Source organism: Rhodopseudomonas sp. WA056, assembly GCF_010906995.1.
Lineage (GTDB): Bacteria > Pseudomonadota > Alphaproteobacteria > Rhizobiales > Xanthobacteraceae > Rhodopseudomonas > Rhodopseudomonas palustris_G.
On sequence record NZ_QPFS01000001.1, the window covers coordinates 13,222 to 31,103 of the forward strand.

Here is a 17,882-nt window from a genome sequence, read left to right on the forward strand (position 1 = left end):
TTCGGCGGCAGGCGAAGCTCAATCCCTTCTCGTCGCAAAGATCGTCATGCCCGGGCTTGTCCCGGGCATCCACGATTTCGGGCGAGGCTGTGCTTGTGGCCGTGGATGGCCGGGACAAGCCCGGCCATGACGGTGCTTACGGGGATACGCTGCAATTAGTTGAGGCGTCGCGATGAAACACGCCGAGGCATCTCGATCGACGCTGCCTACGGCAGCTTGTCGTAGCCTTCGCCGATGCCGTTGAGGCTGAGCGGGAAGCCGATGCCTTCTTCCGGCGTTTCGAAGATGATGAACGTCGCGGTCTTGGCGGTGCGGAGCTGGCCGAGCAACTTGTCGTCCATCACCACTTCGGCGACGCAGCCGTTCGGCAGGCAGCGCACGAACCCCGCGCGGCCGATGTCGGCGTTGTCGAGCTTGAGTCCGAGGCCCGACGGCAGCAGCACGCCGAGCGGCGCCACCACGCGCATCAGCTTGCTCTTCTGATCGGCGGTCTTGAGGATGATGACGGTGAGCCCGGCGTTGGAGCGGTCTTCCGCAACCACGCTCTGAATCAGCGCGCACTGCTCGGCCTTGGCGCCCGGCGGGGTGTCGCAGCGGATCTGCCAGTCGCCGTGCACCGACCGCACCGCGCCCTGGGCGAGGGCCGTGCCGCTGCCGACTGCAGCGGCCAGTGCGATCAACCCGGCCGCCAACATGGCCCCGGACGCAGCGCGGCGGCTCGAGGCGAGGATCGGCGAAAGTCTGGCGAAGCCCATCAGCGATGTATCCGAGGTGGTGACGGTTGAACGGCGTGGTCGGCGGCGGGTTCCGACTGACCGGCAATGACGGCGCCATGAAGGCAGCTCGCGCGCCAGCGAATCAGGCTTCCGTGACGTCCCGATGCTTTGCCTACAGCGAGGGGCACATCTGTCAAGCCGGCCTCACATGGGGCGGCGCGGTCCGCGCGCCGCTGTGTCAGCTCTCCGAGACGGAATCTCCGGCGCCGCGCAGGCCAGGGCTGTTTGCTCGCGCGATCCCTCACTCCTGCATTGCGAGGGGCTTCGAATTGTGATTTGAAAAGTAGAATAAGAAGCGTTCGCACTTTGGCTACGCTCTTGTGCCGAGCGCAACAAACTGCACGGCCGGTCACGCCGAATACGGCGGGCTTGCTGTGACTAGTCATAGGGAGCGCGGCGGCATGAGGATGTCGAAGGGGCGAATGGGCCGGTGGTCGCTGGGATTCGCGATCGCCTGCTGTGTGGCGACGGCCGGCGGGGCCGCATTCGCCCAGACCGGACAGCCTGCACCCTGGGAAATGACCCTGCAGCAGCCCGCCTCACCGGTGATGGAAAACATCGTCTGGTTTCACAGTTTCATGCTGTGGTTGATCACGTTGATCACGCTGTTCGTGCTGGCGCTGCTGGTCATCGTGGTGGTGAAGTTCAACGCCAAGGCCAATCCGATCCCGTCCAAGACCACGCACAATACGCTGATCGAAGTCGCCTGGACGATCGTCCCGGTGCTGATCCTGGTAGCGGTCGCGGTTCCATCATTCCGGCTGCTGTTTCTCGAACTGGATATTCCGAAGCCGGACCTCACCGTGAAGGCCACCGGCAATCAGTGGAACTGGACCTACACCTACCCTGACGACAAGATCGAGTTCACCTCGATCATGCTGACCGACGAAGAGCGGGCCAAGATGAATCCGGTGCCGCCGCGGCTGCTCGGCGTCGACAACGAAATGGTGGTGCCGGTCGACAAGGTGGTGCGGATCCAGACCACCGCCTCCGATGTGATCCATTCCTGGGCGATCCCGTCCTTCGGCGTGAAGATCGACGCCATTCCCGGTCGACTCAACGAGGCCTGGTTCAAGGCCACGAAGGAGGGGCGTTACTACGGCCAGTGCTCCGAACTGTGCGGCCGCGACCACGCTTTCATGCCGATCGTCGTTCGTGTCGTGAACGATCAGGAGTACGAAGCCTGGAAGAAACAGCAGCAGGTCGCCTCGCGCACGCGCGACGGCTCCTACGCCTCGGCCGCTGCCGCCCCGCGCTGAGCGCGGCGGGATCGCAAGACGTCGAACGGGGACCGTAAGGTCCGAGGTTTTCAAGTCAGGATCTGAAGATGGCAATGGAAGCTGCAAGGGTCGCTCATTCCGATCATGCGCACGACGATCACGCTCATGCGCATCCGACCGGATGGCGACGCTATCTGTATTCGACCAACCACAAGGATATCGGCACCATGTATCTGGTGTTCGCCGTGATGGCGGGCATCATCGGTGCGGCGATGTCGATCGCGATCCGGGTCGAGCTGATGTTCCCCGGCGTGCAGATCTTCCACAACAGCCACACCTACAACGTATTCGTCACCTCGCACGGTCTGATCATGATCTTCTTCATGGTGATGCCGGCGATGATCGGTGGTTTCGGCAACTGGTTTGTGCCGCTGATGATCGGCGCCCCCGATATGGCGTTCCCCCGGATGAACAACATCTCGTTCTGGCTGCTGCCGGCGGCGTTCGCGTTGCTCGTCATCTCGACCTTCGTCGAGGGCGAGCCGTCGTCGAACGGCGTCGGCGCCGGCTGGACGATGTATGCGCCGCTATCGACCACCGGGCATCCCGGGCCGGCGGTCGATTTCGCCATCCTGGCGCTGCATCTGGCCGGCGCGTCGTCGATCCTCGGCGCGATCAACTTCATCACCACCATCTTCAACATGCGGGCGCCGGGCATGACCCTGCACAAGATGCCGCTGTTCGTCTGGTCGGTGCTGATCACCGCGTTCTTGCTGCTGTTGTCGTTGCCGGTGCTGGCCGGCGCCATCACCATGCTGCTGACCGATCGCAACTTCGGCACCACCTTCTTCTCGGCCGAAGGCGGCGGCGACCCACTGCTGTTCCAGCACCTGTTTTGGTTCTTCGGCCACCCAGAGGTCTACATCCTGATCCTGCCGGGCTTCGGCATGATCAGCCAGATCGTGTCGACCTTCTCCAAGAAGCCGGTGTTCGGCTATCTCGGCATGGCCTACGCGATGGTGGCGATCGGCGTGATCGGCTTCGTGGTGTGGGCGCACCATATGTACACCGTCGGCATGTCGAGCACGACGCAGGCCTATTTCGTCGCCGCCACCATGGTGATCGCGGTGCCGACCGGCGTGAAGGTGTTCTCGTGGATCGCCACGATGTGGGGCGGGTCGATCGAGTTCAAGACGCCGATGCTGTGGGCGGTCGGCTTCATCTTCCTGTTCACCGTCGGCGGCGTCACCGGCGTTGTGCTGGCCAATGCCGGCGTCGACCGGGTGCTGCAGGACACCTACTACGTCGTGGCGCACTTCCATTACGTGCTGTCGCTCGGCGCCGTGTTCGCGATCTTCGCGGGGTGGTACTACTGGTTCCCGAAGATGACCGGCTACATGTACAACGAGACCATCGGAAAGCTGCACTTCTGGCTCACCTTCATCGGCGTCAACATGGTGTTTTTCCCGCAGCACTTCCTCGGCCTGTCCGGGATGCCGCGGCGCTACGTCGACTACCCGGACGCGTTCGCCGGCTGGAATCTGGTGTCGTCGATCGGCTCCTACGTCTCCGGGTTCGCCGTGCTGGTGTTCTTGTATGGGATGGCGCTCGCCTTCATCCGCAAGGGGCGCGCGGCCGACAATCCGTGGGGGGCCGGCGCCACCACGCTGGAATGGACGCTGTCGTCGCCGCCGCCCTTCCATCAGTTCGAGGTGCTGCCGCAGGTGCGCTGAGGCCGGTGTTGGAACCTGCGTCCGCCGCCGTCGTTGCGGCAGCGGATGCAGCTCGAAAGAAGAGGTGAGCCCGTGTCGGTCATCGACGTCAATCCGATCCCGCTTGCGCCCCGGATCTCCGAAGCCGGCGTCGCCGACTACATCGCGCTGCTGAAGCCGCGGGTGATGTCGCTGGTGGTATTCACAGCCCTGGTCGGCCTGTTGATGGCGCCGGGCAGCTTCCATCCGGTGCTGGCGATCACAGCGATCATCTGTATCGCGGTCGGCGGCGGCGCCGCCGGCGCGCTGAACATGTGGTACGAGGACGACATCGACGCCAAGATGACGCGTACCGCCAACCGTCCGATCCCGCGCGGTCGGGTGACGCGGCCGGAGGCGCTGACCTTCGGCATGACGCTGGCGTTCTTCTCGGTGGTCACGCTCGGCATTTTGGTGAACTGGATCGCCGCCGCGCTGCTCGCCTTCACCATCTTCTTCTACGTCGTGATCTACACGATGTGGCTGAAGCGCTGGACCGCGCAGAATATCGTGATCGGCGGCGCCGCCGGTGCGCTGCCGCCGGTGGTGGCGTGGGCGTCGGTCACCGGATCGCTGGCGGTCGAGCCGATCCTGCTGTTCCTGATCATCTTCTTCTGGACGCCGCCGCACTTCTGGGCGCTGGCGCTGTTTCGCAACGACGACTACGCCCGCGCCGGGGTGCCAATGTTGCCGGTGGTCTCCGGCCCCGATCACACCCGGCTGCAGATCTTGCTCTACACCGTGGCGCTGGTCGCAGTCGCCGCCGCGCCGTGGCCGCTCGGCTATTTCGATGCGATCTACGGCGTCGCCTCGCTGGCGCTCGGCGGCTGGATGCTGGTGCTGGCGATGCGGGTGTATCGGCATCGCACCGGCAGTGCCGCGCTGCGCGCCACTCGCAACCTGTTCAAGTTCTCGATCCTGTATCTGTTCGCGCTGTTCGCGATCCTGCTGGTGGAGGTCGTCGTGGCGGCTGTGCTGCGGCTGATCGGATGACGGAGGACGCGATGGAGCCAGTTCACAAGCCGCCGCCCGGTATCGTCCTCACCGATGCGCAGAAGAAGCGCCGGCGCGAGCGCTCGATCGCGATCGCGGTGGCACTCGGCGTGCTGGTGGTGCTGTTCTTCGCCGTCACGCTGGTCAAAGGACCAGCGGTGCTGCACCGGCCGATGTGAGAAAGGTGCCGCCGATGTCGCCACCGCTTCCGCACGCCCCGCAGCAGCCGTCGCCGCGCCGCGGCCTCGGGCGCGACACGGCAGTGGCGGCGGTGTGCGGTCTGGTGGTCGCCCTGATGGTCGGGGCCTCGTTCGCAGCCGTGCCGTTCTACAACTGGTTCTGCCGCACCACCGGCTTCAATGGCACCACGCAGGTGTCACGCGCCGCGCCGAGTTCGGCGCCGCTCGACCGCACCGTCACGGTCAGCTTCGATTCCAACGTCAACGGGCTGCCGTGGAAGTTCGAGCCGGAGCAGCGCGACATCGAGGTGCCGGTCGGCAAGGTGGTGACGGTGTATTACCGCATCACCAATCTGTCGCGCGCCGACACCGTCGGGCAGGCGGCCTATAACGTCACGCCGCTGACGGTCGGTTCCTACTTCACCAAGATCAATTGCTTCTGCTTCACTGAACAGACGCTGGCGGCCGGCGAGAGCCGCGACATGCCGGTGGTGTTCTACATCGATCCGGCGTTCGCCGCAGATTCCGAGAACGACACCGTCAAGACCATCACCTTGTCCTACACCTACTACCCGGTGCGCGATCCGGCGCCGAAGCCGGTGGCTTCAAGCGAACCGGCACCGCGCAAGGGCAATCTCTGACAGCAAACGCCGCAACAAAAACGACCGGGACACGCATCACCATCCCGGAGGGATCGAAACGGAGAGCGACAATGGCCACGGCGCACGTCAAGCACCACGACTATCATCTCGTCGATCCGAGCCCCTGGCCGTTCGTCGGCTCGGTGTCGGCGTTCGTCATGGCGCTCGGCGCGGTGGCGTGGATGCACAACATGTTTCAGGGCGCAGCGATCGTGTTCGGCGTCGGCCTGATCGGCGTGCTCTACACCATGGCGAGCTGGTGGAGCGATGTGATCCGCGAGGCCGAGTATCAGCACGACCACACCCGCGTGGTGCAGCTCAGTCACCGTTACGGCATGATCCTGTTCATCGCCTCGGAGGTGATGTTCTTCGTCGCCTGGTTCTGGGCCTACTTCAATGCGGCGCTGTTCCCGGCCGATCCGGTCCACGCCGTCCGCGCCGAGCTGTTCGGCGGGGTGTGGCCGCCGAAGGGCATCGAGACCTTCGATCCTTGGCATTTGCCGCTGCTCAACACCCTGATCCTGTTGACCTCCGGCACCACGGTCACCTGGGCCCATCACGCGTTGCTGCACGGCGATCGCAAGGGCCTGAAGCAGGGGCTGATCTGCACCATCCTGCTCGGCGCGACGTTCTCCTGCGTGCAGGTTTACGAGTACACCCACGCCACCTTCTCGTTCGCCGGCAACGTCTACGGCGCCACCTTCTTCATGGCGACTGGCTTCCATGGCTTCCACGTGCTGGTCGGCACCATCTTCCTGCTGGTGTGCCTGATCCGCGCCTATGCCGGTCACTTCACGCCGAAGCAGCATCTCGGCTTCGAGTTTGCCGCCTGGTACTGGCATTTCGTCGACGTGGTGTGGCTGTTCCTGTTCGTCTGCATCTACGTCTGGGGCCATGGCGCCTCGACCATGGCGCACGGCGGCTGAGCCGGGCCGATCGCAGAAGGCGGCTTGCACGGCCGCCCACCGTACTTTCAAGGCTGAACGATGATGAGCCGACACCAATCCGTCATGGCGAGGAGCGAAGCGACGAAGCAATCCAGGAACGCCAGGCACCGGGGCCTGGATTGCTTCGCCTTCGGCTCGCAATGACGGAGCGGATTGACCAGGCTCCCACCGTTCTGCGGAGTGCGCTGCGCGGCGTGGCCTGCCGTTGTCCGCGCTGCGGCGAGGGGCGGCTGTATGCCGGATTCCTGACGCTGGCGCCGCGCTGCGAGGTTTGCGATCTCGACTTCGGCTTCACCGACGTCGGCGACGGCGCGGCGGTCTTCACCATCCTGGTCGGCGGCGCGATCGTGGTGCTGTGTGCGCTGATCGTCGAAGTCAAATATCAACCGCCGTTCTGGCTGCACGCCGCGCTGTGGCTGCCGTTGGTGTTGATCACCACGCTTTTGCCGCTGCGCTCCATCAAGGCACTGCTGATCGCACTGCAATTCCACCATAAGGCGCAGGAGGGCCGACTCGTCGGCCGCGAACCGCAATGACATCGGCTGCGGCGCACCGGCGCGGTATCGCCGGGATGAGCCTGATCGCATTGACGATGGTGGCGGTACTGCTGTCGCTGGGGATCTGGCAATTGCAGCGGCGGGACGAGAAGCATCGGTTGATCGCAGCCCTGCACCAGCGGCTTGCCGCCGAGCCGGTGGCGCTGCCCGCCGCGCGCGACTGGCCGTCGCTCGATCCGGTCGACGATGAATTCCGCCGCGTCCGCTTTGCCGCGACCTATCTGAAGCTTCCGGACGCGATGGTGTATTCGTCGGGCTCGGCGGTGCGCGACGACATCGCCGGACCCGGCACCTGGGCGTTCCTGCCGGCACGGTTGCCGGATGGCCGCACGATTGTGATCAATGCCGGATTCGTCCCCAACACCATGCAGCAGCGCGGCACCGAGGATCGCGCGATCGCGCCGTTGCTCACCGGCGAGCCGGCGACGCTGACCGGCTATTTGCGGTTTCCCGAGCACCCCGGCCTGTTCGCCGCTTCGCCTAACGTCGACAAGCGACTCTGGTTCACCCGCGACGTCCCGGCGATGGCCGCCGCGCTCGGTTGGGACCGACCGGCCGAACTGGCGCCGTTCTACGTCGATTTGGAAGCGCCGGTACCCGCGAGCGGCGTGCCGAAGCCTGGGCCGCTGGGCGTACATCTGCGCGACAACCATCTGCAATACGCGATCACCTGGTTTGGCCTGGCGCTGGCGGTTGCGGTCGCATTCGTGTTCTGGCTGCACGGCCAGCGGCGGCGTTCCGCCCCCGTGCCCGGTTGACGCCGCGGGCTTGGCCGGCTCCCGGCATATCGTGTAGGATCTCCTGCAAGCATTGGTCCGGTTCAGTCCTTGTGGGCCCAGGAGCCACCTCATGCCGTCAAGCTATAGCTACTCGGTCATTCTCGAGCCCCAGGAAGGCGGCGGTTTCACGGTGCTCGTCCCGGCGCTTCCAGAGGTCGTGACGGAGGGGGACACCGAGCAGGAAGCGCTGGCTAACGCCGAGGAGGCGATCCGTGCAGTCCTCGCCTACCGACGGGACCAGGGAAGGGCGCCTCCATCCGATGCCCATCCCGAAATTCGCTACGTGACCGTAGCTGCCTGACATGGGCGACGGCCGGCTGCCAGTCATCGGCGGCAGGCGGGTGATCCAGGCGCTCATGAGAACGGGTTTTGTCGTCGATCGGATCGTTGGCAGCCACCATGTTCTGGTCTATCCGGGCGATCCGGCGCGCACCGTGACGGTTCCGGTCCATGCAGGACGAGATCTGAAGCCGGGCACGCTGCGATCGATTATCCGGCAGACCGGGCTGACGGTGGAGGAGTTCAACGACCTTCTTTGAAGCGGCGTCACCCCTGCTGCATAGGGGGCAACGTGCAGCGACAATGTCCCGTTGCCGGTCAGAGCCACGATCGGGGGGCTTCTCCGCGGGCAGCGATTTCCCCTGCGCCTCAAACTCCTTTATGGTGAGGCCGATTTCACCCGCGCGTGAGACTGAACTCGATCAATATCAAAGGCTTGGGCGTTAGGCCGGGCCTTTGGAGGCACCCTTGACGACCTATGTTTCGACCCGGGGCGATGCCCCGCGCCTCGGCTTTTGCGACGTGATGCTGACCGGGCTCGCCCGCGACGGCGGGCTTTACATCCCTGAAGTCTGGCCGCAGCTCACCCCCGACACCATTACCAGCCTGTTCGGCCGGCCGTATTGGGAGGTCGCCGTCGAGGTGATCCGGCCGTTCGTCGCCGGCGAGATTTCCGACGCCGAACTCGGCCGCATGGCCAACGAGGCCTACGCCACCTTCCGCCATCCCGCGGTGGTGCCGCTGCGCCAGACCGGCCCGAGCCAGTTCGTGCTCGAGCTGTTCCACGGCCCGACGCTGGCGTTCAAGGACGTCGCGATGCAGCTTCTGTCGCGGCTGATGGATCATGTGCTGGAGAAGCGCAAGCAGCGCACCACCATCGTGGTGGCGACCTCCGGCGACACCGGCGGTGCCGCGGTCGACGCCTTCGCCAACCTGAACAATGTCGACCTCGTCGTGCTGTTTCCGCACGGCCGGATCTCCGACGTGCAGCGGATGATGATGACGACGTCCGGCGCGTCGAACGTGCATCCGTTGGCGATCGAAGGCCATTTCGACGATTGTCAGGCGATCGTGAAGGCGCTGTTCAATCACCACAAATTCCGCGATCAGGTGGCGCTGTCCGGCGTCAACTCGATCAATTGGGCGCGGATCGTCGCGCAGGTGGTGTACTATTTCACCAGCGCGGTGGCGCTCGGCGCGCCCAACCGGCTGGTCGACTTCACCGTGCCGACCGGCAATTTCGGCGACATCTTCGCCGGCTACGTCGCCAAGAAGATGGGCCTGCCGGTACGCCGGCTGAAGATCGCCGCCAACGTCAACGACATTCTCGTCCGCACCCTGAAGACCGGGATCTACGAGGTCCGCGAGGTTCATGCCACCCGTTCGCCGTCGATGGACATCCAGGTGTCGTCGAATTTCGAGCGATTGCTGTTCGAAGCCTCCGGCCGCGACGCCGCGCTGATTCGCTCGCTGATGGGTTCGCTGCATCAGTCCGGCCGCTTCGTGCTGCCGGATGCGGTGCTGGCCGCGGTGCGCGACGAATTCGATGCCGGTCGCGCCGACGAGGCGGAAACCGAATCCGCGATTCGTGCCGCCTGGCGCGAGGCCGGTGACCTGATCGACCCGCACACCGCGGTGGCGCTGGCGGTGGCCGACCGCGACACCACCGATTCGACCGTGCCGAACATCGTGCTGTCGACTGCCCACGCCGCAAAGTTCCCGGACGCGGTCGAAGCCGCCTGCGGCATCCGGCCGGAGCTGCCGGCCTGGCTCGACGGGCTGATGAGCAAGCCGGAATCGATCAAGATCATGCCGCGCGATCCGGTCGCGATCGAACGTCACGTGCTGGCGGTCAGCCGTGCCGCCAAGCAAGGAGCAGCCGGATGACCGTCGAAGTCAGCAAACTTCCTTCTGGCCTGACGGTGGTCACCGACACCATGCCGCATCTCGAGACGGCCTCGCTCGGGGTCTGGACCGGGGTCGGCGGCCGCGACGAAAAGCCCGACGAACACGGCATTTCGCATCTGCTGGAGCACATGGCGTTCAAGGGCACCACGCGCCGCAGCTCGCGCGAGATCGCCGAGGAGATCGAGGCGGTGGGCGGCGATCTCAACGCCGGCACTTCGACCGAGACCACGGCGTATTACGCGCGGGTGATGAAGGCCGATGTGCCGCTGGCGCTCGACGTGTTGTCCGACATCCTCGCCAATCCGTCGTTCGAGGCCGAAGAGCTCGAACGCGAGAAGAGCGTGATCGTGCAGGAGATCGGTGCCTCGCAGGATACGCCCGACGACGTCGTGTTCGAGTACCTCAACGAGCTGTGCTACCCGGAGCAGCCGATCGGCCGGTCTCTGCTCGGCACTGCCAAGACGCTGAAGAACTTCAGCCGCGAGAAGCTGCAATCCTACCTGTCGACGCATTATCGCGGGCCCGACATGGTGGTGGCGGCGGCCGGCGCGGTCGATCACGCCCGCATCGTCGAAGAGGTGTCGCACCGCTTCGCCAGTTTCGACGCCACGCCGGCACCGAAGCCGCAGCCTGCAATGTTCGGGGCCGGCGGCTCCCGCGTGGTGCATCGCGATCTCGAACAGGCGCATCTGACGCTGGCGCTGGAGGGGTTGCCGCAAGGCGCGCCGACGCTGTTCAGTATGCAGGTGTTCACCAATATCCTCGGCGGCGGAATGTCGTCGCGGCTGTTCCAGGAGGTGCGGGAAAAGCGCGGGCTGTGCTACTCGATCTACACCTTCCACGCGCCCTACAGCGATACCGGATTCTTCGGGCTCTACACCGGCACTGATCCGGCCGATGCGCCGGAGATGATGGAAGTGATCGTGGACGTCATCAATGACGCGGTCGACACCCTGACGGATGCGGAAATCTCCCGAGCCAAGGCCCAGATGAAGGCCGGGCTGCTGATGGCGCTGGAGAGCTGTTCGTCGCGTGCCGAACAGCTCGCGCGTCACATCCTGGCCTACGGACGGCCTTTGCCGGTCGACGAGCTGGTCGGGCGGATCGACGCCGTCACCATCGACACCGCGCGCGAGGCGGGCCGCACACTGCTGTCGCGCAGCCGGCCGGCGGTGGTGGCGCTCGGCAGCGGCCGCGGCCTCGACAGGGCGGTCGGGTTCGCTGAAGGCTTGACACAATCCAAGGCCAAGACGTCCTATCATTGAGGTGACGCCGCGGCTGCGGCGTTCGGGGCCCGGCGATCCCGCGGGCCGGGAGTGTCGTCGATGGCGCTGTTTCGCATGCCGTCCGTCGGACCCGCCGCTCTGGCGCCGCGTGGCAACGGGTTGCTGCTGCGCGCCCCGCAGATGGCGGATTTTCCGCAATGGGCCGAGCTGCGCGAATACAGTCGGGCTTATCTGACGCCTTGGGAGCCGATCTGGCCGTCCGATGATTTGACGCGCTCCGGCTTTCGTCGCCGGTTGCGGCGCTACGCCGAGGATATTGCTGCCGACCGCTCCTATCCGTTTCTGGTGTTTCGGGAGGAGGACGGCCATTTGGTCGGCGGCGTCACCGTCGCCAATGTCCGCCGCGGCATCGTCCAGGCCGGCACCATCGGCTACTGGATCGGTCAGCCGTTCGGCCGACAGGGCTACATGACGGCTGCGTTGCGCGTGCTGCTGCCGACGCTGTTCGGCGAGCTCAATTTGCACCGCGTCGAGGCCGCCTGCATCCCCACCAATGCCCCGTCGATCCGGGTGCTGGAAAAATGCGGCTTCACCCGCGACGGATTGGCGCGGCGCTATCTGTGCATCAACGGCGTCTGGCAGGACCATCTGCTGTTCGGCCTGCTGCACGAGGATTTCCGCGGTTGATGCGGCTCGGCAGCGAACACCTGCGGCCTTTGGTTCGCCTGCATTGCTTTGCTATAACCCCGGCGGTCGAAACGGATTGCAGCCGGGTAGGGTGAATGGTTCAGGAGATTGAACGGGCGGCGACGCGGCGCCGGGCTTTGCGTGCGGTGCAGGTCACTGTCGCGGTGGCGATCTGCGGTGCGGTGATGGCGGCGACCCCGGCGTGGTCGCAGTCGATTACCGATCGTTTCAAGAGCCTGTTCGGCGGCTCTTCGGAGCAAGAGCCACCGCCGAATGTCTCGGGCGGTCCGCCGGTCGAGAGCCAGCTCACCTGTCCGTCGGTAACGGTGCGCTCCGGCGCCTCGACCTATGCGATCGGACTGCCGGGCAAGGAAGCGGCCGGAGCCGATCTTCGCTATCAGGCGGTGATCAGCCGCACAGCGCGCGAATGCAACCTCAACGGCGGCATCGTCACTGCCAAGATCGGCATCCAGGGTCGGATTATCGCCGGCCCGGCCGGGGCGCCGACCTCGGTCGATGTGCCGCTGCGCGTCGCGGTGGTGCAGGAAGGCGTATCGCCGAAGACGATCTTCACCAAGGCATATCGCACCAGCGTGTCGATGCAGCCGGACGGCAGTGTGCCGTTCAGCCTGGTGGCCGAGGACGTCGCCTATCCGGCGCCATCGGTCTCCGACAACGATGCCTATGTGTTTTATGTCGGCTTCGATCCGCAGGCGCTGAAGCCGGAGCCGCGAAGCAGGCGGAAGTAAGCGAGACGCCGCCCTTCACGTTCCCCGGAGGGGGAGGGGTGCTCGCGCACCGAGCGGGGTGGGTTGGTGAGAACACCGAGAGGCATGCCCGCGCCTGTTCCGGCGGGCTCGTTCCGCGCGTTAGAGCAGTTCTTCTTTTCATCGAATCAGAGTTGATCCGCACCGCCTGCCACACGCACAACCTCATGGTGAGGAGGCGCGTAGCGCCGTCTCGAACCATGTGACGCACGGAATGCGTTGCCCCATCCTTCGAGACGCCCGGCTTCGCCGGGCTCCTCGGGATGAGGGCTCAGTGCCTTCGGAAAGGTCGGATCGTTTCAATCAAACGATGAACCGCTCTAAATCCAGGATCGCCGGATTCGTGGCTCACCCTCACCCCCCGCCCAGCATCCTGCCCCGCAGGCGGCTGGTCGACCTTTCCTCTCCACGGGATGGCGGAGACGATCGGCAAATCAAACGAAAAAGGCCGGCGCGATCGCTCGCGCCGGCCTTTGATTGGGTCGAGGAGGCGTCGGCTCAGTTGAGCTTGCCGCGGACTTCCTGGATGCCCTTGGTGAGCAGCTCGTCGGCGAGGTTGCCCTTGACCGATTCGGACAGGATTCGCGAGGCCGCAGCCACCGCGGCCTCGGCGGCCGCCGCGCGGACGTCGGCGAGCGCCTGGGCTTCGGCGAGAGCGATCTTGCTTTCCGCGCTCTTGGTGCGGCGAGCGACGAAGTCTTCCAGCTTGGCCTTGGCTTCCGCCGCGATCCGTTCGGCGTCAGCCTTGGCGCTTTCGACGATCGCCTGCGCTTCGCGTTCGGCCGAGGCACGGCGCGCCCGATAGTCGGCGAGCAGCTTGGCGGCCTCGTCCTTCAGCTTGCGCGCTTCGTCCAGTTCCGCCTTGATCCGGTCCCGACGCTTGTCCAGCGCCTGCAGAACGGTGCGATGCACGCCCAGATAGGCGAACACGCCGAGCAGAATGACGAACGAAATCGCGACCCAGGTTTCTGCTTCTGCGAAGATTGCCATCAGCTCAGCCCTTCAACGAAGCATCGACCGCGCCGTCCACCGCCTTGCCGTCCGGCGTGACGCCGGCGAGCTGCTGGACGATCGCCGAAGCGGCGTCCGACGCGATGTTGCGCACGTTACCCATCGCCGCCGCACGGGTGGCCGCGATGGTCTTTTCGGCGTCGGCGAGCTTCGCCGCGAGCCGCTGTTCCAGAGTCTTCCGCTCGGCGTCCGCCTGCGCGTTGAGCTTCTCGCGGGTTTCGGCACCGATCGCCTGGGCCCGGGCGCGGGCATCGGCGAGTTCGGCCTCGTAGGCTTTCAGCGCGTCGTCCGCCTCGCCCTTCAGCTTCTGCGCCGCCGCCAGATCGCCGTCGATGGTCTTCTGCCGCTCTTCGATCACACCGCCGACGCGCGGCAGTGCGATCTTGGAAACGATCAGGTAGAGCGCAACGAATGCGATCGCCAGCGACACCAGTTGCGAGGCAAAGGTTTCCTGCTGGAAGGGCGGGAACGGCGCCTTGTGGCCTCCGTCCGCTTCCGTGTGGGCAGTGCTGCCCTTGGCGTCGCCATGACCTTGAGCCACGGGCTTCTCCTGTTCGGCCGGTCGCGACCCCGGAAGGTCAGGACCGGATTTTGGATCTTAGAGGGCGAACAGCAGCAGCAGCGCGATCAGCAGCGAGAAGATGCCGAGCGCTTCGGTCACCGCGAAGCCGAAAATCAGGTTGCCGAACTGACCCTGGGCAGCCGACGGATTGCGCACCGCAGCGGCGAGGTAGTTGCCGAAGATGATGCCCACGCCAGCGCCAGCGCCGCCCATGCCAATGCAGGCAATACCAGCGCCAATGTACTTCGCGGCAATCGGATCCATGTAACGAACTCCTGTTGGGGTTGGGTGTAGACGTTTGCGAGTGGGTCTTTAGTGGCCCGGATGAATTGCATCGTTGAGATAGATGCAAGTCAGAATGGCGAACACATAGGCCTGCAGGAACGCGACCAGCAGTTCGAGCGCGGTCAGCGCGATGGTCAGGCCGAGCGGCAGCACGGCGCCGAACCAGCCGACGACGCCGAGCGCGCCGAGCATCGCCACGAAGCTCGCGAACACCTTCAGCGCGATGTGGCCCGCCAGCATGTTGGCGAACAGACGCACGGAGTGCGAGACCGGCTTGAGGAAGAACGAGATCACTTCGATGAAGACGACCAGCGGCAGGATGTAGATCGGCACGCCGGACGGAACGAACAGCTTGAAGAACTTCAGCCCGTTCTTCGAGAACCCGTAGATCAGCACCGTGAAGAACACCAGCAGCGCCAGCGCGACGGTGACGATGAGATGGCTCGACACCGTGAAGGTGTAGGGCACGATGCCGATCAGGTTCGACACCGCGATGAACATGAACAGCGAGAACACCAGCGGGAAGAACTTCAGCCCTTCCTTGCCGGCCGTCGACCGGATCATGTTGGCGACGAATTCGTAGGACAGCTCCGCGATCGACTGGAACCGGCCCGGCACCAATTGGCGGCCCGGCACCAGCATCAGGATGGCGATCAGCGCCACCGTGCCGAACATGTAGGCCGACGAATTGGTGAACGCGATTTCTTGTCCGCCAACGTGACCGAGGGTGAAGAGCTTGGTGATCTGGAACTGATGGATCGGATCGGCGGCCATTCGTCTCTCAGTCTGTCGGTGTCGCGAGCTTGCGCGGGATTCGAACGATCGGTGCGCCTTGGATCCCGTTCAGAGCCGCTCGGACTGCTTCGCCATCACGCCCGCTGCCCGCATCACATTGATCACGCCGGCGGTGAAGCCGAGCAGCGAAAACACGATGAGGCCCCAGGGCGAGGTCGACAACAAACGATCGAAACCCCAGCCGAGAGCCGCTCCGCCGAGAACACCCGCAATCAATTCCGAGGAAAGCCGAAATCCGAGCGCCATTGCCGAGGCCTTGGCATGTCCGGTTTCACTTTCTGTTTCGGATTGATCCGTCTGGAGTTTTCGGCCTGCCCGAGAATGGGCCAACCGTTGCTCCAGGCTTCCGAGCCGTGCGGAAAGCGCAGCCTCCTCGGGCGATCCGTCGCGCGTTCCATGCGCTCGTCGGCTGCTGTCGTGCGTGTCGTCCGCCATGTCGTGGAGACCCGAACTAGCTGCCGCTAACGATGAAATAACGCCCCAGAAACCCTTAAAAGCCGCGCGGACCATACTGACCGCCTGTAGGCAAGTCAAGATTCGGTCGCAGCCTCTTAGGGCGTTGTTTTGGCTGATTTTATTGAGGATTTGCGAGTCCGTGCGATAACTTGTCCGCAGTGCATTTGCGGCGCTGCGCCATGATCCGGCTTGCACGGCGGGAATGGCTCTGATCCGATGCCGCGGCTTCCGGCAAGCCGTTCGCAGTGGCTCGGCGGAAGACCCTCGCCATCGGAGACCATATGTCGCGCCGGATCGACTACTACTTCTCGTTTCAATCGCCCTGGGCCTATATCGGCCACCAGCCGTTGCGGCGGCTGGTCGAGACCTACGAGCTGCAGCTCGCCTACAAGCCGGTGCTGCTCACCGGCCTGTTCTCCGAGACCGGAGGTATGCCGCTGGCGAAGCGCCACCCGGCGCGGCAGCGTTATCGTCTGGTCGAGTTGCAGCGCTGGCGCGACAAGCGCGGGCTCGACTTCAAATTGTGGCCGAAACACTGGCCGTTCGACGCTCGATTGGCGGACAGCGTGGTGATCGCGGCGCTCGCCGCCGGGCTCGATCCCGAGCCGTATCTGCAGCGTGCTTATGCCGCGGTGTGGCAGCAGGAGCTCGACCTGGCGCAGCCGGCGGTGCTGGCCGAGCTCGCCGATGCGGCCGGCCTGCCCGGGGAGAAGCTGGTGGCGCATGCAGGCTCGGACCAGATTCGCGCCGCCTATGAGCAGAACCGGCTGGATGCGATCGCGGCCGACGTGTTCGGGTCGCCGGCCTATGTGCTCGACGGCGAGGTGTTCTGGGGGCAGGACCGGATCGAACTGCTCGAGGATGCGTTGAAATCCGGCCGTAGCCCGTACCGTCCGGCGCGCTGAGGCCCCATATAGGCCGAGGCTCCGCTGCAGACGGGGCTTCATCCGAGAGGCGGAGCATTTCCGATGAGCTTTGCACCTTTGGCCGCGATCTCGCCCGGCCGCGCGCGGCGCGGCCCCCGCATCGCAGCGCTGACCTTGCTGCTCGCGGTCGGCAGCGCCGGCGGCACATGGGCCGAAACCCCGTTGCCGGACAGCGAGAATGGTCGTTACACCTTTACGCCTTCTGCGGAAGGCGTGGTGCGGCTCGACACCCGCACCGGCAAGGTTTCGACCTGCACCGACAAGGGCAGCGGCTGGGCCTGCTATGCGATTGCCGATGAGCGCGCCGCATTCGATGCCGAGACCGGGCGGCTGCAGGCCGAGATCGATCGGCTGAAGCAGGAGGCCGGCGCGCTCCGCGCCGCCAACGACAGCCTGAAAGCGCAGCTCGCCAGTGCCGGCCAGCCCGGCGGCAAGACCGATGAGGCGCTGCCCAAGAGCGACAAGCTGCCCCAGCCGCAGATCACCGAGAAAGATGGCCAGCGCAAACTGGAAATCCCGCTGCCGAGCGACCAGGACGTCAATCGGGTGATGGGCTTCCTCGAACGCGCCTGGCGGCGCCTGGTCGAGACGGCAAACCGGCTGCAAAAAGACTTCAGCGGCGACAAGATCTGACCGGCCGCGATGCGAGGTCTTCGATGAGTTCATCCCGCACCCTGAGCCGCGCACCGCTGGCGCGCGCGACCGCCACTACCGTGGCCTCGTCGGTGCTGACGGTGCAGACCGGCGGCACCGGATTCACCGATATCACCCGTGAAGTCGCTGCATTCGTTGCCGAGGCGCGGGCCAAAGACGGCGGCGTCACGGTGTTCGTGCGTCACACCTCGGCGTCGCTGACGATTCAGGAGAACGCCGATCCGACGGTGCTGGCCGATCTTGCCACGGTGCTGAACAAGCTCGCGCCGGAGAATGCCGGCTGGCGGCACGACACCGAGGGGCCGGACGACATGCCGGCCCACGTCAAGACCATGCTGACGTCGGTGTCGCTACAGATCCCGGTGTTGCAGGGCCGGCTCGCGCTCGGCACCTGGCAGGGCGTCTATCTGGTCGAGCACCGTGCCAGGCCCCACCGCCGCGAGGTCGTGCTGCAGTTCATCGGCACGACGGTGTAGTCTGTCT

At 65.2% G+C, this 17,882-nt stretch carries 22 protein-coding genes and 1 pseudogene; 17 read left to right on the top strand and 6 right to left on the bottom strand.

The features are described 5' to 3' along the window. Nucleotides 1-206: 206 nt before the first annotated feature. A complete protein-coding gene (locus DU475_RS00075) occupies nt 207-755 on the bottom strand; it encodes an invasion associated locus B family protein (protein WP_013500780.1) in 549 nt (182 codons plus the stop codon). 422 nt (nt 756-1,177) lie between these two features. On the opposite strand from DU475_RS00075, the gene coxB reads away from it, so the two are divergent. The 14 genes and pseudogenes from coxB to DU475_RS00145 all read left to right on the top strand — a co-directional run bounded on the left by coxB (nt 1,178) and on the right by DU475_RS00145 (nt 12,692). Further along, nucleotides 1,178-2,035, top strand: coding sequence for a cytochrome c oxidase subunit II (coxB, locus tag DU475_RS00080; protein ID WP_164629991.1), 858 nt, complete (start codon nt 1,178-1,180; stop codon nt 2,033-2,035). Nucleotides 2,036-2,103: 68 nt separating this feature from the next. Next, nucleotides 2,104-3,729: a cytochrome c oxidase subunit I gene (gene ctaD / locus DU475_RS00085; RefSeq protein ID WP_164629993.1), complete on the top strand. Its 1,626-nt coding sequence runs from the start codon at nt 2,104-2,106 to the stop codon at nt 3,727-3,729. 72 nt (nt 3,730-3,801) lie between these two features. Next, nucleotides 3,802-4,740, top strand: a complete 939-nt coding sequence (locus DU475_RS00090) for a heme o synthase (protein WP_047308293.1) — start codon at nt 3,802-3,804, stop codon at nt 4,738-4,740. An 11-nt stretch (nt 4,741-4,751) separates the two neighbouring features. Then, nucleotides 4,752-4,919 (top strand): cytochrome c oxidase system small membrane protein, encoded by a 168-nt coding sequence (locus DU475_RS00095; RefSeq protein ID WP_013500784.1) that lies wholly within the window; start codon nt 4,752-4,754, stop codon nt 4,917-4,919. A 25-nt stretch (nt 4,920-4,944) separates the two neighbouring features. Beyond that, nucleotides 4,945-5,560 (top strand): annotated as a pseudogene (locus tag DU475_RS00100) (cytochrome c oxidase assembly protein); the annotation flags it as partial. 71 nt (nt 5,561-5,631) lie between these two features. Further along, a complete protein-coding gene (locus DU475_RS00105; protein ID WP_164629997.1) occupies nt 5,632-6,486 on the top strand; it encodes a cytochrome c oxidase subunit 3 in 855 nt (284 codons plus the stop codon). Between the two features lie 161 nt (nt 6,487-6,647). Then, entirely contained in the window at nt 6,648-7,043 is a 396-nt protein-coding gene (locus DU475_RS00110; protein WP_164629999.1) for a DUF983 domain-containing protein, read from the top strand. Then, nucleotides 7,040-7,822, top strand: a complete 783-nt coding sequence (locus DU475_RS00115; protein WP_164630001.1) for an SURF1 family protein — start codon at nt 7,040-7,042, stop codon at nt 7,820-7,822. Before DU475_RS00110 ends, DU475_RS00115 begins: the two co-directional genes overlap by 4 nt. 91 nt (nt 7,823-7,913) lie before the next feature. Then, a complete protein-coding gene (locus DU475_RS00120; protein ID WP_013500789.1) occupies nt 7,914-8,144 on the top strand; it encodes a type II toxin-antitoxin system HicB family antitoxin in 231 nt (76 codons plus the stop codon). 1 nt (nt 8,145) lies between these two features. Beyond that, nucleotides 8,146-8,382: a type II toxin-antitoxin system HicA family toxin gene (locus DU475_RS00125; RefSeq protein ID WP_013500790.1), complete on the top strand. Its 237-nt coding sequence runs from the start codon at nt 8,146-8,148 to the stop codon at nt 8,380-8,382. Nucleotides 8,383-8,590: 208 nt separating this feature from the next. Beyond that, nucleotides 8,591-10,009: a threonine synthase gene (thrC, locus tag DU475_RS00130; protein WP_164630003.1), complete on the top strand. Its 1,419-nt coding sequence runs from the start codon at nt 8,591-8,593 to the stop codon at nt 10,007-10,009. Next, a complete protein-coding gene (locus DU475_RS00135) occupies nt 10,006-11,295 on the top strand; it encodes a M16 family metallopeptidase (RefSeq protein WP_164630005.1) in 1,290 nt (429 codons plus the stop codon). Before thrC ends, DU475_RS00135 begins: the two co-directional genes overlap by 4 nt. Nucleotides 11,296-11,355: 60 nt before the next feature. Continuing rightward, nucleotides 11,356-11,943 carry a GNAT family N-acetyltransferase gene (locus tag DU475_RS00140; protein ID WP_164630006.1) on the top strand — a complete coding sequence of 196 codons (588 nt, stop codon included), beginning with the start codon at nt 11,356-11,358 and terminating at the stop codon, nt 11,941-11,943. Nucleotides 11,944-12,038: 95 nt separating this feature from the next. After that, nucleotides 12,039-12,692: a hypothetical protein gene (locus DU475_RS00145; protein ID WP_142881850.1), complete on the top strand. Its 654-nt coding sequence runs from the start codon at nt 12,039-12,041 to the stop codon at nt 12,690-12,692. A 516-nt stretch (nt 12,693-13,208) separates the two neighbouring features. On the opposite strand, the gene DU475_RS00150 is transcribed toward DU475_RS00145, so the two are convergent. The 5 genes from DU475_RS00150 to DU475_RS00170 all read right to left on the bottom strand — a co-directional run bounded on the left by DU475_RS00150 (nt 13,209) and on the right by DU475_RS00170 (nt 15,798). Continuing rightward, on the bottom strand, nt 13,209-13,700 hold the full coding sequence (locus DU475_RS00150; RefSeq protein WP_013500795.1) for a F0F1 ATP synthase subunit B family protein: 492 nt from the start codon (nt 13,698-13,700) through the stop codon (nt 13,209-13,211). 4 nt (nt 13,701-13,704) lie between these two features. Continuing rightward, complete coding sequence (locus DU475_RS00155; RefSeq protein WP_047309309.1) at nt 13,705-14,262, bottom strand: F0F1 ATP synthase subunit B family protein; 558 nt, start codon at nt 14,260-14,262, stop codon at nt 13,705-13,707. A 57-nt stretch (nt 14,263-14,319) separates the two neighbouring features. After that, nucleotides 14,320-14,547 carry a F0F1 ATP synthase subunit C gene (locus DU475_RS00160; RefSeq protein WP_009796340.1) on the bottom strand — a complete coding sequence of 76 codons (228 nt, stop codon included), beginning with the start codon at nt 14,545-14,547 and terminating at the stop codon, nt 14,320-14,322. 48 nt (nt 14,548-14,595) lie between these two features. After that, nucleotides 14,596-15,342 (bottom strand): F0F1 ATP synthase subunit A, encoded by a 747-nt coding sequence (locus DU475_RS00165; RefSeq protein WP_013500797.1) that lies wholly within the window; start codon nt 15,340-15,342, stop codon nt 14,596-14,598. A 69-nt stretch (nt 15,343-15,411) separates the two neighbouring features. Beyond that, entirely contained in the window at nt 15,412-15,798 is a 387-nt protein-coding gene (locus DU475_RS00170) for an AtpZ/AtpI family protein (RefSeq protein WP_013500798.1), read from the bottom strand. Nucleotides 15,799-16,100: 302 nt separating this feature from the next. On the opposite strand from DU475_RS00170, the gene DU475_RS00175 reads away from it, so the two are divergent. The 3 genes from DU475_RS00175 to DU475_RS00185 all read left to right on the top strand — a co-directional run bounded on the left by DU475_RS00175 (nt 16,101) and on the right by DU475_RS00185 (nt 17,875). Continuing rightward, complete coding sequence (locus tag DU475_RS00175; RefSeq protein ID WP_164630008.1) at nt 16,101-16,724, top strand: 2-hydroxychromene-2-carboxylate isomerase; 624 nt, start codon at nt 16,101-16,103, stop codon at nt 16,722-16,724. A gap of 63 nt (nt 16,725-16,787) precedes the next feature. After that, complete coding sequence (locus tag DU475_RS00180) at nt 16,788-17,378, top strand: hypothetical protein (RefSeq protein ID WP_164630010.1); 591 nt, start codon at nt 16,788-16,790, stop codon at nt 17,376-17,378. Nucleotides 17,379-17,401: 23 nt separating this feature from the next. Beyond that, complete coding sequence (locus DU475_RS00185) at nt 17,402-17,875, top strand: secondary thiamine-phosphate synthase enzyme YjbQ (RefSeq protein ID WP_164630012.1); 474 nt, start codon at nt 17,402-17,404, stop codon at nt 17,873-17,875. Nucleotides 17,876-17,882 lie beyond the last annotated feature (7 nt).